Source organism: Sphingobacterium sp. 2149 (assembly GCF_031455655.1).
Taxonomy (GTDB): Bacteria; Bacteroidota; Bacteroidia; order Sphingobacteriales; family Sphingobacteriaceae; genus Sphingobacterium.
Map to the genome: position 1 here is coordinate 38,165 of NZ_JAVDTD010000001.1, position 15,119 is coordinate 53,283.

Genomic DNA, 15,119 nt, shown 5'->3' on the forward strand with positions numbered 1-15,119 from the left:
TTAATGAGCACCATGATCAACAGCGCGACCTCTATTGCGCTAGCACCATCCTATTTTGAAAAAAATACCGCTGGCAGAAATGATAGCAAACAGGTTAAAAGAAGACCAACTTTTAGCCGTTGGCAACGAAGACTAATAGGATAAAATGATTGCATAATTAATCGTGATACTGTTCTAAAAACTGATTGATCTGATTCGTTAGACCGAAAGATTCTGTTTCCAATAAATTGATTTCAGCCTCTATCTCGGTTGTCGCTGGTGATAAGGTTAGCTTTTGGTACACCTGAATATCCAGTTCCAAAACAGCTAATTGCAGCGCTAACAGATGCTTTCCCTCGGTAGTATGGAGCTGCAGTTCGTTGAAGGCATGTTTTAAACGTTCCAGTTCAGCAATTGACTTTTGAAAGTCATTTTCATCGGCCTTGCCAAAGTTCGGATAGGTTTCACCCAATGTACGAAAAGCATCGAGGTATTCTTCCTCTGACATTTCATAAATATTCGAATAGAGCATATTGTACGCATCGATGGCATCATAGGTCTCCGCATCCATTAAGTCTTCGCGATAGTTTTCGACCAATTGGTTGATGTCTTGAGATTCAATTTGTAAAATTGATTCAATATCTTGTTTGATAAGATTGGCTAATTCCATGCTTTATGCTTAAATAAATCAAAGTCTCTCTCAGTCTACAAATGTGCTGACAAAGATTTTCGTGACTATGGTATAGACAAAGATCATGTTTTATCGTAAAATTTCAATCCCTATAATCCGCTAATTTCGATGAAAACCAGATCGATATTTTCGTTACACAGATTTTTTCAAATTATTTAACTGGTTTTCAGTGCTGTATGTTCTGTTTTAATTTTTATGAGTAAAAAGTACTCAATATATTTTGCAGCGTTAAATTTAATCTTCATATTTGTTGAGTAAAAAATACTCAACAGTATAAAGGAAAATTAGAAGTTATGATTGTATTAAATAAGCATCAGATAGTCACAGAGCAATTTCCAAATAGGGAGACAAAAGTGAAAGATTTTGATCAGTTGATCTTAAAGAACAATCTCATCGAATTTACTTATCAGGAGGATGGCGATTTGATCCGCTTGCTTTTTGTCAAAAAGCGACTGGACGAGGTTCCCTGCGAATCTTGCCGTCTACTGATTCGTTATATGCCCTATAGCCGCATGGATCGTAAGATTGAAGGTGATTTGTTTACCTTACAGTATGTGGCTGACTTTATAAATAGTTTACAATTTGATACGGTATCTGTTGTCGAGCCACATTCCAATGTGACGTTGGAGCTCCTGGCGAACAGTGTGGGGATTTATCCGGCACTGGACTGGTTGCCACAATTAATGGAAAAACTTGATTTTTCAGCTCAAGACCGGATTGTTTTTCCGGATAAAGGAGCCGCGGCACGTTATATCAACAGTGGTTATGAAAATAGCTGCATTTTTGAGAAGAAGCGAAACCCACAAACAGGCCGAATCGAAGGGATGGAGCTCAAGGCCGGGGATATTCCGCTCGGGGCAAAATGCATTATTGTCGATGACTTGTGTTCTGCAGGTGGAACCTTTCTTTGGGCAGGGAAAATTTTGAAAGAAATGGGAGCTAGTGTGGTCTATCTTTTGGTTACACATTGTGAACCTCGAATTTTTAAAGGCGCATTGCTGGATGATGATTCACCGATAGTCAGTGTCTTTACCACCAATTCAATGATGGATACGGTCCATCCTAAAATAAATTATATCAACTTAACAAATGAGCACCATGTTTAAATCGATGAACAAAAATCCAATCCTTTGGACAGATGGTTACAAATTGTGTCATAAGGATCAATATCCGGATCATACACAATGGGTATACGAAACCTGGACTCCACGCATGTCACGCCTAGAAGGTATCAATCATGTTGTTTTCTTTGGACTTCAAGGGGCACTCGCCGAAATCACCAATTCATTTGATGAGAACTTTTTTGCCCAGCCGGAAGAAAAAGTCGTCGCAGCGTATGAGGAAGCAATCGCATCCGTTTTTGAGCCGACAAACGTTAATTTTGCCTCAACACATGAATCAAAACATATCCGCGATCTGCATCGATTGGGCTATCTCCCAATCAAAGTAAAAGCCTTGCCCGAGGGCAGTCTAGTGCCTATCGGTGTGCCGATGTTTACGATTGAAAATACACATCCGGATTTTTTCTGGCTGCCAGGATATCTGGAGACACAGCTATCCGCTTACGTCTGGTCGCCGATGACTGCGGCGACGATAGCGGATCAATATAAAAGATTGTTGATGGGCTTTGCGGAGAAAACGGGCGACGTCAATAAAGTTTTCACGCAAGCCGGAGATTTTTCCATGCGTGGCATGGGTTCTCCCGAAACAGCATATCGTACAGCCGGTGGGCATCTATTAAGCTTCGGTGTATCGGCTACGCTTTCTGTCAGAGAGTATCTGAAATCGTACTATCATGCAAAAAGTGATGTAATGATGTATACCCCATCAACAGAACACAGCGTGATGTGTTCCTATGGAGACGACGAAGTGGAAGCTTTCAGGCATCTCATCACCAACGTCTACCCAAGTGGAAATATCTCTATTGTATCGGACACCTATGACCTCTGGCATGTCGTCGATCATGTTTTGCCGCAGTTGAAGGACATTATTATGGCAAGAACGGGTAAAGTGGTGATCCGTCCCGATAGTGGCGATCCTGTAAAAATTATCTGTGGTGATGCAGAATCTGATCGCAGTACTGTTCGGAAAGGTATTGTCGAACGTCTATATGAACTTTTTGGCGGCACGACCAACAGCAAAGGATTTAAGGAGCTGGATTCACATATCGGAGTGGTATATGGCGATTCCATTACAGTAGGCAGGGCCAATAAAATCTGTCAAGGTCTGCTTGATAAGGGTTTTGCTTCCACCAATACCATATTGGGAATAGGCTCTTATACCTATCAATATGTCACACGCGATACTTTTGGTTTTGCGTTAAAAGGGACTGCCGAAATTGTCAATGGAGAATTTAAAGCAATTCAGAAGCGTCCTGCTACAGATACCGGAAACTTTAAGAAATCGCAAAAGGGTATGGTGGCTGTTGTTTTCGAACATGATGAACTTCGTTTAATAGATAACCTGACCCCACAAACTGTAGCTGAACTGGAAAATAGAAACTTGCTGCAAGAATGTTATTTGAACGGTGAATTTATTCACACGTCTAGCTTTGAGGAAATAAGAAATAGATTAAAAACCGAAACAATTCGAGTATATGGAAAATAGCGTAAACAAACCGTTTTTCATCCAGGATGAAAACGTAGCACAGTATGCACAATTAATGGCATCCTGGATTGCTCAGCAAGTGAAATCGGCCGGCCGTAAAGGACTTGTATTGGGAATGAGCGGTGGTATCGACTGCAGTGTTGTGGCTTGTTTATGCCGCCTTGCTCAAGTGGATGTACACTTGGTTATGATGCCCTATGGCAGCGATATGAATACTAGTAAAAGCCATCAGCATGCGATGGAGCTTATTCAGAAGTTTGATTTTCCCTATCATGTATTTGATATTCAGCCCGCGGTTGATGCCCTGACGATTCAGCGCGAAGAGTTTATAACCGAAGCCTCAGCAGCAAACAGAGCCTTGAGCATAGCGAATATCCGTCCACGTGTGCGGATGACCTATTTGTATCAATTTGCGCAGCTAGGAAGTAGATTTGTCATCGGTACAGGTAATATGGCCGAAGCTACCGTGGGTTATTTTACGAAATGGGGCGATGGTGCCTACGATCTGAATCCGCTGGCAATGGTCACTAAACAGGAAGTGTATACATTGGCAAAATACTTGGGCGTACCGGAATCTATTCAGTATAAAAGTCCGTCTGCTGGTCTTTGGGAAGGGCAGACAGATGAAGAGGAATTGGGGATGACTTATGCGCAAATCGATGGGTTTATTCTGAGCGGCACATCGGGCGACCTTGCGATAGACGAACGTATTCGTAAGCGTATTGAGCAATCTGCACATAAGTTTGCTGCGATACCTACTTTTAAGGGGTAGTTTTAAATGTTTAAGTAAACTAGCGCAAGCGCGCTCAGGTTGATCGGACCGCAAGGACGATTAGCGTTTTAACGCAATAAATACGGACTTAAAGAAAATGAATAGCATGAAAACACCATTTGATCAGATTGTCGATGTGCAGCATATTGCCAGCGGCAAAAGCGATAATGTACCGGCAATGCTGGCCTTGGCACATGAGGAAAAGGTCGAGCCTGCAGCTTTGGATGCGAAACGAACGCTGCTTTTGGCAATAGATGTTCAGAACGATTTTATGGACTCTATCGGGAGCCTTGCCGTCAAAGGTTCCAAAGGAGATGTTCAGCGTCTAACACAGTGGATGTACTGCAATTTGGGTTCCCTGACACAAGTGATGTGCAGCCTTGACTGTCATTCGATGATGCAGATTTTCCATGCCGACTGGTGGGTGGATGCGGAAGGAAATCATCCGGAGCCATTTACCATCATTCGCTATGCTGATGTCCGCGACGGTATCTGGCGTGCTACCGATGGCCGCCATACAGCCTTAGCGCTCGATTATCTCCAGCAGCTGGAATCTGCGGGTAAAAAACAATTGTGTATCTGGCCATACCATTGTTTGGAGGGAACCTGGGGTGCACAGCTTGAGAGTCAATTTACGAATATGCTCTATTTCCATAGTGCTGTGCGCAAGGTAAAACCGATCTTGGTTTACAAAGGACAGGACCCGTATACGGAGATGTATGGTATTATCAAAGCCGAGTATGATGACAATAAATTCGTAAACCACGCTGTACTTGAAGCAATACGGGCATACGATGCTATTTATATTGCGGGGGAGGCATCAAGCCACTGCGTATTGGCTTCGGCGGTACAGATTTTGGAATATTTTGAACATGATCGGTCAATTACCTCGCGTATTACTTTATTGACAGACTGCATGTCGCCGATCGGCGGATTCGAAGAGCAAACGCTACTGCAGTTTGACGCACTTAAAGAAAAATATGGGATACAGCTCAAATTGTCAACCGAAGTAAATTTGTAGCTCATGGCAAGTTCAACAGAAAAATACACCTATGTATATCCCAGACCGGCTGTCACCGTGGATTGTGTCATCTTTGGCTTTAATAAAAACCAGCTCAAGGTATTATTGACAAAACGGGCAATAGAACCTTTCTTGGGAAAATGGGCATTTCCTGGCGGTTTTATCCAGGAAGATGAAACAGCCGAAGACTGTGCGCTTCGTAAGCTGCACGAGGAGGCCGGTCTCCAGGATATTTTCCTTGAACAGCTATATACGTTTTCAGACTTAGCTCGTGATCCGCGTGGAAGAGTGATCAGCATTGCTTATTATGCACTTGTCAAGCCTGAAGCATATATGTTGCAAGCGGGTGTAGATATTGAAGCGGTTAGGTGGTTCGGCATTGATGAAAATAAAGATCTCGCTTTTGATCATATGCAGATCTTGAATACCGCAATCGAAAGACTCAAGGGGAAAATACGTTATCAGCCGATCGGTTTTGAACTTTTGCCCGAGCAGTTTACGTTGCCCGATTTGCACAATTTGTATGAAACCGTTCTGCAGCGCTCAATCGACCGCGGTAATTTTCGAAAAAAAATCCTCAGTATGGGGTTATTAATCGACCACAGCGATAAGCAAAAAGATCGGCGTGCCAGGGCCGCGAAGATCTATAGTTTTGACAGGGTAAAATATAAAGAACTTACTGAATCGGGTTTTTATTTTGAAATATAAGTCTAACCATTGGAGCCAGACAGGCGGTCGTCAATGAACGACTGCCTGTCTGTTTTAACCCAGGCTGATTCTTTTGATACCTTTAGTAAAGGGTCAGTGCAGATTTCATATCATCGCGCAATTGTCAGGTGAAGTCGGGTTAGGCTAACCCTGAAAATCGCCACAATCATGGACTTCGAACTGATCGATCAAAGCTTTCTGTGTGTAGTATTTTGCGATACGTTTATTCTTTAGCAAAAGAGCATCCCCCTTTATTTGCAATTCGAAAATAGGTTCTTTCTCTACTCGCTTGAAGATAAATTCATTGTGTTGAGTCTTTAGGATTAAGCCCGCCGCGCTGCTGGTATAGGTGAAGTCCTTAATCTGGTAGATTTCATTCGAATCACAGACGTTGACCAAATGAAGCTGTTCTTTACTGATCTTGATTTCTGCAAGATCACAGGCATAACATATTCCGGAGAATTCGATCCCATATTTTTTAAAACTATTTTTGCTTTCCGGCCGAAGAATGGTAATGGGATAGAGCTGCCTGAAAAGCGTAAGGTCATCATTGGATAGGGAGATTTGGTCTTGTTGTTTGTGTATGGAGTCTATGCTGGGAGCGCTGCTGAATACAACAGTAGATTTTTTAACCTCATTCTTTTGTTGGCAGTTAAAAAGCAATGCCACGCAGGGCAGAAAAATAATCTTTCGTATTAATTTCATTGTCGTTTCTTTTAGTAATTATTATCGTTGCTGATAAACATATGGATTGACATGTAGTTTTCATTGTTCAATCTCGATACATTTTTTTAAATAGAGACCGAAAAAAATCCCTGTTTTCCGCTAATCGAAAAACTGATAAATGCGGTATTTTTACCACATTCGCACGAGTCATAGGATGATTTAAATCAATGCGACAGAGACGAAAAATAGAAAAATTAACGCATGGCACATCGCATTTATATTTATAATGTAAATCTCAAGACCAAAGAAACATATCCTTTTTATCTGGCCGAATGGAATTACGAAATTCCTATCCTCATGTGGCCGTTATTTTCCGCCAATATCCGGTCTAAAGGTAGCCAGCTTTTTGCAAATAAGGAAGATGGAATCGCTAGGCTTCGCTATTTTTATGCGTTGTTGGCCGATAGGTATCAACTGCATTATAAAAAAAAATATTATGAGCCTGTGAACCGAATGTTTGAATTTTTGGAAGCCTTACCTTTCGATACATTTCAGATCGATGGGCGGGATGTGTTTAGCATGAACGCGGAGAAAGATACCCTGCAGGCTAAAGCATGGGCCGAAGAAATCAGCATGCAAGCCTTATTGTATGAACGAGCTGTCGATGAACAATCCTTAGATCCGCTGGGCTCGCTGTTGGAAACTTCTGGCTATGCTTCTTTTTTGGATGCTCTTCAAACCGATTGGATTGATTACGGATTGGGATTATGGTCGGAAGAGCTTTTGCGGGACAAAGGAGCTGAGGTTTTTGAAGCAGAGGGAAAGCAAGGATTAAGAAATGCGAAAGGTGATCTCCTGATTCCGGCAATATATGATGAAATATTCGAATTTAATGAACAGGGGATCGCTGTAGTTGAAGCAAATGGACGATTTGGCTACATCCATGCGAGCGGCGCTGAACTGGTATCCTGTCAATATAGTGATGCTTTTGACGCCCGGTCTATCAATGGAAACAACTATGCAGAAGTTGAAGTGGCAGGAAAACGTGGCGTACTACATATTGATACCAAACAGCTGAGCATACCTGCCTTATACGATGAGCTCGACTGGATCGCCTACGGTTTTTTAAATGCGAGACAAGGGGAGAGCAACATTCTCCTTTCAGTTGAAGGACGATTGATTATTTCAGATCCTGCGCCCGAGCCGTTTATGTATGACTATAACAAGCTGTTCTATAGCCGGCAAAAAGGAACGATAAAAAAGAAGTATTATCTTATGGACGGTCAGTATTTGGGGACTTTTTTGGAAGGTAGCCTGGAGCCATTGGCCAATCGGTATTTTTGGATTAAACCCAATAAGCTACAGCCAAAAATTTCTGTCATTCAACCCAATGGTAATATGTTGGATGAGGGAATTGACCGGATTATTGTGTTAGAAGGCTACCGAAGTATCGCCTATCTCAAAAATAAGAAATGGCAGCTTTATTCGCTTGAACATGGGATATTCCGATTGATGGATAGTCTGATAGAAAACGTCGCAGTAGATAGTATACAGCAGTACCGTAAAGATATTTTTGTCGTAGGCTGCTCCAAGGCACAGGGGATTTATGATGCGCATCGTGGAGAATGGTTACTTGAACCTGTTGATGTCTATCAGAAAATCGATCATTGCTTTTTGGATTTTATGCGCATACACTGCCCACAGGGAATGCGCTATTTCGATACGAAGCTTAAATTTTGTAGTGAGCATTATGATTATATCTGTTCGCCTTTCCACTATCCAGCGCCCGATGCAGTCTCAGGCGAACTCTTAGCGCTTTTTAAGGGAGAGCGGATGTTTTATCTCGACCTAAACCGAAATGTAATAGAAATACCTGAGACAGCATTCGGATATTTATATGCAGAGCGCTATCATCTACAGGGACGCGATCAGAACTATTTTGTACAGTTTTATCAAGCCTGGACGAAACGCAAGGGGGATGGGTATGAACAGTATTTCGATAATGACACATTAATTGAAGAGGGGAAGAAGCTTGATGCTGAAGGGAAATTCTCCGAAGCTATTCGCTTGCTCACAATCGGAGCCGGTCGCGGTAGTGCAGACTGTCAGTATTTACTTGGAAATATACATACAGATGCAGACTACGAGGGGATGGATATCGAAAAGGGAAAGTCCTTCTATGAACAGGCAATGGCGCAGGATCATGCTCAAGCATGGAATAACTGGGCGTTTCTTTATGCGACAGCACATGGGGTTGAACTCGATATTTCGAAAGCTTTAAAAGGATATAGGAAAGCTGTTGCACTTGGAGAAGCTCAAGCTATGAGCAACTTAGGGAATTGGTATTACGAGGGTGTCTACGTGGAGCAAGACCATAGTGTAGCCTTAAATTACTTTAAGCAAGCGGAAAAGGCGGGTATTTTCAATGATGCGCAAATGGCAGAAATCTATTATCAAAGACACGATTACACGAACTTATTGCGTTATTTGAAGAGAGATAAGGCAAATCAGTTTGCGGCTATTTATTATGGAATTTTGTATGAGGAAGGACTGGGCGTTAAACAAAGCTTACCAAAAGCCATCCGTTACTATGAGCAGGCCAATGAAGAGAGCGTGTATGTCTATGCTGTCAATCGTTTGCTGCAGCTGTATGCTGCGCATGGAGTTGCAGCAAATGCTGAAAAATATGAGTTTTGGTTACATTTTGCTAAAGAAAATGCTGTGGAAATTGAATAATAGCACGAGCATTATGATCGCATGGAAAACGACTCATTACAAATACCGCTATCATACGGATAAGAGAAGTGTCTTTAATAAATTAGTTAAACATAATTAGTAAATCATGTTGTCATCAGCAAATATAGATTTCAGCGGCATTCTAATCGATTTGATCACGATTGTTTTTTTTGGATTTGGAACAGTTTACACGCTCGCGCTGGGGATTATTCATATTGTAAGGAAAAAGACACGAACTGTAGGGTATTATTTGCTGTCGTTTCTGCTATCGGGCCTTATCGGGCTGGCTATCGCAGGATTGATGGCCTTTCTGTGGGTATTGTCACTTCAATAAAGCGTGATGGTGTCGTTGGCTTTATTGTCATGATCTTTTATCGATGAAATGATCATTGCGATAAAGCCAACGCTATTAATAGTTTTTGGCATTGGCAATGTGCATAAGGTGATGGTTACAATGCCAGGCATATAAGCCAATGTTTACCTTTAAAGAGATCAACCTTTTGGTAGCCGGATGAATAAATCCTCTTTCTAGCTGTTCATCGGTTAGACTTTTGAGCAGAATCCCCCAACGTTCATGTAGGCCTTCAAGTAATTTTACCGAACTTTCTATGGGAATATTCTTAGCGTCTGGAAGTTCGGCCCACAATTTTTCTTCATATAATTTGATGGTGGGATCTTCTTCTGTCAAGGCCAATTTGAATCGGATAAAGCTGTTCATATGACTGTCGGCACAGTGATGAACAACCTGACCAATGGTCCACCCTTCGGGCCGGTAGCGTTTCTCCAGCATATCGTCCGTTAGGTCCCCGACTTCGGACTTTAATCTAGCCGGAAAATCTGTAATTGTTTTAATCCAGTCATTCAATAGCGTGTGGTCGATAACATCTGGTATGGCGAAGCGACCGATAGGGTATCTGAGTTTTTCTAATTCATGTTGCATAGCCTAAAATTAATTAAAATAAACGCTAGATTCCTAATATTTATAGCTATGGCTTAGTAAATATTTTCTGGTATTTGCACTTATGCTCGTGTAATTTGGATGCGATAAAGAATTGTGGTAATTTCGGCAAAATTGATCAGGACATGGAAGTTCCATTCGGTTGGTGGGCGATTGACCATGCAATAAAAAGCAAAAAATGAAAAGTCTAAAAGAATTGATAGATACAGGTAATTCTGGATGGAAGCTCGTGCAGAGTTGGATGAAGGAAGCGACAAATTCATATGAACTGCTTACCCGCGATCCAAAGAGAGCTGATGAAGAACTTCTGCGGGCGCAGATCACCACGAAATCTCCCATGGGAGCCATTATCCACCAGACTGGTGGCATTTTAATCGATGGAGGCTGGCTACGAATTTTAGGTTCAGGTTCGCCAAAGCTGAACCGCGGAATAATGGAATGGAATAAAGGGAAAAGCTTTGTTAAGGAAGGTGAAAAAGGTGGTTTTCTACTCATAGCTGACGACGTTTTGGGTGGTTACTTTGCGATCAATGCAGGGGCTCTAGGCGATGGTATTGGACAGGTTTACTATTTTGCGCAAGATACTTTACAATGGGAAAGCTTGGAGTGTGGCTATTCGGACTTTATCTTTTGGGCATTAAAAGGGGATGTCGCACAGTTCTATGAAACGTTCAAATGGAAAGACTGGAACGACGATGTGAAATCCCTAAATGGTAAGCAGGTATTTTCGTTTTACCCGTTTTTATGGACGTATGAAGCGAGGGACTTTCGAAAAGTGGACCGTAAGCCTGTGGCTATTGACGAGAACTACCACTTTACCATGGAATTTGCGGGCGGACGTTAATCCGTCATGTTGTGAATAGCAGGGATTAAGCCGTTTAATGCCATTGCGCTATCAATTCGAAAGCAGTCGAAGATCGTATTCCATTTGTTGGGGCCCACTACAATTTAATTAGTCGATAAAACAAACCGTATTGTCTTATCGACTAAAAAATCTGCTTGAGTAACACCAATCTATATAGATTTGTTTTGAAGGCTAAAGCTTACTTCGTTCAGTCTAACAATTTGTATTTGGATCCCCTCAGCGAGAGCAAGTTGGGTTGCAGCTTCCTTTCCTAATTTAAGGACGTGAAAGCCTCTGCCCCGATAGGTGAAATTACATTCATATTCACCAGCGTTGATCATAATCCTTAATTTTTGGGATTTGGTTGGAAACAAAGGTTTAAATTCCTTTGTGATCCGGATCTGTGTCTTTTTAACATCATCCGCCGTGATCTTATTGCCTTCCGAGGGGAATAGCATACTGCTGGGCAAATCGCCCGATGTTGGAGCAGTGACTTCTTTTTTCTGTTCCGGCGCCGCAGGACTTTGCACAATCTCTTTTGGTGTTATTTCAGCAGGTATTTTATCCTGCCGTTTCCCAGGCCTTCCTTTTTTTCTACCGTTTTGATTCGCTGGATTGTCTGTATGTTCCGTTGTAGTCGTACTGTTCGAAACTATTTTAGGTTCACTATCCAGCGGCGGTGTAGGCGTCACAGCGGACAAAGGACGCTTAATGATGTTGCGGATATAATAGTGTTTTATACGCGATTTGTCCGTGTTCCTTTCCTCAATTTCAAAATCTTCCTTATACGCTTTGAAAAGGTGGGACATCTTGTCGTAACCGTAATTGCGCGCATCAAAGTCAGGCTTTCTTTTATTAAAAAGACTTCCAATCTCTCCCAAGAATGCCCAGCCATTTTCATCCGCCGTATCATCCACAGTGTCTTTCAAAAGTTCTAGGGTTTCCTCATCCAGTACTGCTATGCTTGTTACATTTTCAACAGGATTTGGTTTAGGCTGATTTTGCTGCTTTTTCTTCGCTACCGTTTCTTTCTTTTGATTTTTTTCAAATATTTCGACGTAGATGAATTTGTCGCAGGAGGCGATGAAAGGCTTAGGAGTCTTTTTTTCACCAATACCGATAACAAGTTTACCCGACTCCCGTAAACGTGTGGCTAAACGGGTGAAGTCACTATCGCTTGAAACGATACAAAATCCGTCCACTCTGTCCGAGTGCAGAATATCCATGGCGTCAATAATTAAAGCCGAATCGGTCGAATTTTTGCCTTGTGTATAACTGTATTGTTGGATTGGAGTAATAGCATGGGTAAGAAGTTTGTCCTTCCATTTTTCAACGTAAGGATTGGTCCAGTCTCCGTAGATGCGTTTGATGGTTGGAATTCCATACCTTTTAACTTCATTCAAAATCTCTTCGATCTTTCGATAAGATACATTGTCCGCATCGATTAGTATTGCGATTTGCAAATCCCCATGTTCTGCCATATATTTCGATTATATTTTCACTATTAAAATTTCTTATTTATACATCTGAGGGCTTTCATCCCAATATATCCGTTAAAAATACAGTATTGTTAAACAACTTCTCTAATTTTTTGAGAATTAATTTAAGCACTATTCTTTTAGAACAGGCGATCAGCAAATTTTGTTTTGTAATGAGCGTTGTTGAAAAATGGTTGATAGAACATTAGAGTAATAAAAAAAAGGTTTTCAAACGGGGAGAATGAAAACCTTAAATAACCAATTATAAACCTAAATTATGATGATACAAAGATAGTGTAAATGTTACACCTTTGCAAATCTTATTTCATTTTTTTTTAATTACCCTTGATATTTGTAGCTAAAGAGCTACGGATAAGCAGTGTTATTCTGAGTCATTAATCCTTCAGCCTATCAAATTCAATGTATGTTGCATTATTCACATCATGAAAGATCCGTTGGGTAGCTTTCTGAAAATCAGCTTTGGTAGCGGTATATGGTGCTAAGAATACCTGTGGATTTCGTTCTGCTAGGGGAAACCAGGAGTTTTGTACCTGAACCATTATCCGATGCCCTTTTTTGAAGGTATGGGCCACATCTGGCATTTCAAAATTGACCTTTTCGACCATTCCTGGCTTTAGTGCCTCTGCTTTTTCAAAACCGTTGCGATATTTTCCGGCCATAATTTCTCCGCGAACCATCATTTGGTATCCGGCCATTGTTTTTCCTTGATAGCTCGGTGCATCATTCGGATAAACATCAATCAGTTTAACGACATAGTCTGCATCTGTACCCGTTGAGGACACTTTAAGATGGTTTTTGATGGGACCAACAATTGTAATATCCTCAGTCAATGGATCTGTTTGATACACCATTACGTCCGGACGTCTGGCTGCAAAACGTTGGTCATCAACCATATATTCCCGTGTTCGGTTTTGAATTAAGCCACCTTGATGTGGAACGGGTTTATTGGGGTCAGTTACATATTCATCCCAGGAATCTGTACGTTGCACTTTGTCAAATGCAAGTTTTCCCTGAGGGTGGAAGTAGAGTCTTTTTGTCTCTACATTTTTCGGAGGCCATTGCTCAAAATGTTTCCATTCGTTGGTGCCCGATACAAAAATAGTAGCTTCGGAAGGAGTGAAACTCCCTTCATCTTTCAGGTAATATTTGAAAAATGGTTGCTCAAATTGTTCCTGATACGTAATGCTGGTTTTTTTATCAAATTGAATATCCCCCAGAAAGCTGCCGTCTGATCGTACCCAGCCGCCATGATACCAAGGGCCAGCCACCAAAATCGAATTGTTTTTTTTACTTTTATCTTCAATCGATTGATAGGTCTTAAATGTTCCATAGGCATCTTCAGCATCGAAGAAGCCCCCGACGACCATCACTGCTGGTTTCACCTCCTGTAAAGCGTTGGTAATTACACGCGATTTCCAAAAATCGTCGTAATCGGGATGTTTAAACAGGTCATTCCAGAATTGAACAGAATCGCCAAAATATTTTTCTTTGAGTTCTCGTGCTGTTCCAGCTTCTAAAAAGAAGTTGTATTTATCAGCTTCTTTGATCTGAATTTTGCTTTTAAACTGATCGGGGGTGATGGGCTTGGGCCGCGGGACGCCAAAGGTTGACATAAAGGTAAACGCATCCTGCAAAAACAGTACGCCGTTATGATGGAAGTCATCGCCGACGTACCAATCTGTTACCGGAGCCTGGGGCGACACTGCTTTTAAGCTTGGATGTGTTTTGACAAGCCCTACAGTAGAATAGAAGCCCGGATAGGAGATTCCGTAAAGCCCCGCGTTACCATTGTAGTTTTTAAGATTCTTCCGCAACCATTCCAGTGCATCGTAGGTGTCTGTACTTTCATCGATTGCTTTTTTATCTTTGCTGTATGTAGTTGGACGTATATCCTCAAAATCGCCTTCACTCATCCACTTACCGCGCACATCCTGATAGACGAAAATATAACCGTCACGCATCATTGCCGGAAAGTTTCCTAGACTTTTCTTATATTCATTTTGCCCATAGGGAGAAACAGTATACGGCGTTCTGTTGAGCAAAACTGGATACTTCTTGGATTTATCTTTTGGACTATAGATCGCAGTAAACAATTTTTTTCCATCTCTCATTGGTATTGTTACTTCAGTTTTTTCATAAAAATCTCTAACGTAAGCAGAGTCGGCAGCTGTTTGAGCATGTAAGTGGCTGGCACATAAAAACGTTAAGGTGAGGTACGAAATCGTATTTTTCATTCAGATAATTTTTGTTCGGTGCTTACTCGGTGTAACCGTATTTCACACTCCATTTGTTACTAATAATGTTGTGGAATTATTTCGGGTATTAGATTTTAAAACTAAAGGTAGTGCTAGTAACGCCATTTTCCAATTTTATTGTCATATTTGTGAGAAATAGAAAAGGAAAAATTGACCAGTTTTTTAGAAATAAAAACTTTTTTTGTTTTGAATTTGGATTAGATTTCGAATGTTGATATATTGAGTAGGATTAGTAGGAGGTTATTTTTCGATTGACACGTATAGCTAAAATCATTAAATCTCAGAGAGATGGTGTGATTTAATACGAGTAATAATTCTTTTTTAGGTTATTTATTTCGGTTTCAAATTGCATTATTATCGATACTTTTCACGATTTTTATAAA

Annotated in this window: 13 protein-coding genes; 8 read left to right on the plus strand and 5 right to left on the minus strand. The window is 41.2% G+C overall.

What is annotated here, in order from left to right:
• Positions 1–157: 157 nt before the first annotated feature.
• Positions 158–649, minus strand: a complete 492-nt coding sequence (locus tag J2X77_RS00125; protein ID WP_209575758.1) for a hypothetical protein — start codon at positions 647–649, stop codon at positions 158–160.
• A gap of 314 nt (positions 650–963) precedes the next feature.
• Here J2X77_RS00125 and J2X77_RS00130 point away from each other — a divergent pair, with 314 nt between their 5' ends.
• The 5 genes from J2X77_RS00130 (at position 964) to J2X77_RS00150 (ending at position 5,778) form a co-directional block, all read left to right on the plus strand.
• Complete coding sequence (locus tag J2X77_RS00130) at positions 964–1,776, plus strand: ribose-phosphate pyrophosphokinase (protein ID WP_209575756.1); 813 nt, start codon at positions 964–966, stop codon at positions 1,774–1,776.
• Positions 1,777–1,780: 4 nt separating this feature from the next.
• On the plus strand, positions 1,781–3,277 hold the full coding sequence (locus J2X77_RS00135) for a nicotinate phosphoribosyltransferase (protein ID WP_209575754.1): 1,497 nt from the start codon (positions 1,781–1,783) through the stop codon (positions 3,275–3,277).
• Positions 3,267–4,049: an NAD(+) synthase gene (gene nadE / locus J2X77_RS00140; RefSeq protein ID WP_209575752.1), complete on the plus strand. Its 783-nt coding sequence runs from the start codon at positions 3,267–3,269 to the stop codon at positions 4,047–4,049. The genes J2X77_RS00135 and nadE overlap by 11 nt, the downstream gene beginning before the upstream one ends.
• 106 nt (positions 4,050–4,155) lie before the next feature.
• Complete coding sequence (locus tag J2X77_RS00145; protein ID WP_310078496.1) at positions 4,156–5,070, plus strand: hypothetical protein; 915 nt, start codon at positions 4,156–4,158, stop codon at positions 5,068–5,070.
• 3 nt (positions 5,071–5,073) lie between these two features.
• A complete protein-coding gene (locus tag J2X77_RS00150) occupies positions 5,074–5,778 on the plus strand; it encodes an NrtR DNA-binding winged helix domain-containing protein (protein ID WP_209575749.1) in 705 nt (234 codons plus the stop codon).
• A gap of 144 nt (positions 5,779–5,922) precedes the next feature.
• Here the strand turns inward: J2X77_RS00150 and J2X77_RS00155 are convergent, their stop codons facing one another.
• Positions 5,923–6,483, minus strand: coding sequence for a hypothetical protein (locus J2X77_RS00155; protein ID WP_209575747.1), 561 nt, complete (start codon positions 6,481–6,483; stop codon positions 5,923–5,925).
• 222 nt (positions 6,484–6,705) lie between these two features.
• Here J2X77_RS00155 and J2X77_RS00160 point away from each other — a divergent pair, with 222 nt between their 5' ends.
• Positions 6,706–9,180, plus strand: a complete 2,475-nt coding sequence (locus tag J2X77_RS00160; RefSeq protein WP_209575745.1) for a tetratricopeptide repeat protein — start codon at positions 6,706–6,708, stop codon at positions 9,178–9,180.
• A gap of 106 nt (positions 9,181–9,286) precedes the next feature.
• Entirely contained in the window at positions 9,287–9,514 is a 228-nt protein-coding gene (locus J2X77_RS00165) for a hypothetical protein (protein ID WP_209575743.1), read from the plus strand.
• Between the two features lie 75 nt (positions 9,515–9,589).
• On the opposite strand, the gene J2X77_RS00170 is transcribed toward J2X77_RS00165, so the two are convergent.
• Positions 9,590–10,120, minus strand: coding sequence for a YfiT family bacillithiol transferase (locus J2X77_RS00170; RefSeq protein WP_209575741.1), 531 nt, complete (start codon positions 10,118–10,120; stop codon positions 9,590–9,592).
• A gap of 196 nt (positions 10,121–10,316) precedes the next feature.
• Between J2X77_RS00170 and J2X77_RS00175 the strand changes: the two genes are divergently transcribed.
• Positions 10,317–10,982: a DUF2625 domain-containing protein gene (locus tag J2X77_RS00175; RefSeq protein WP_209575739.1), complete on the plus strand. Its 666-nt coding sequence runs from the start codon at positions 10,317–10,319 to the stop codon at positions 10,980–10,982.
• A 170-nt stretch (positions 10,983–11,152) separates the two neighbouring features.
• On the opposite strand, the gene J2X77_RS00180 is transcribed toward J2X77_RS00175, so the two are convergent.
• Together J2X77_RS00180 and J2X77_RS00185 are read right to left on the minus strand one after the other, a co-directional pair.
• Positions 11,153–12,463 (minus strand): NYN domain-containing protein, encoded by a 1,311-nt coding sequence (locus J2X77_RS00180; protein WP_310078497.1) that lies wholly within the window; start codon positions 12,461–12,463, stop codon positions 11,153–11,155.
• 392 nt (positions 12,464–12,855) lie between these two features.
• Positions 12,856–14,715: a CocE/NonD family hydrolase gene (locus J2X77_RS00185; protein ID WP_209575735.1), complete on the minus strand. Its 1,860-nt coding sequence runs from the start codon at positions 14,713–14,715 to the stop codon at positions 12,856–12,858.
• Positions 14,716–15,119 lie beyond the last annotated feature (404 nt).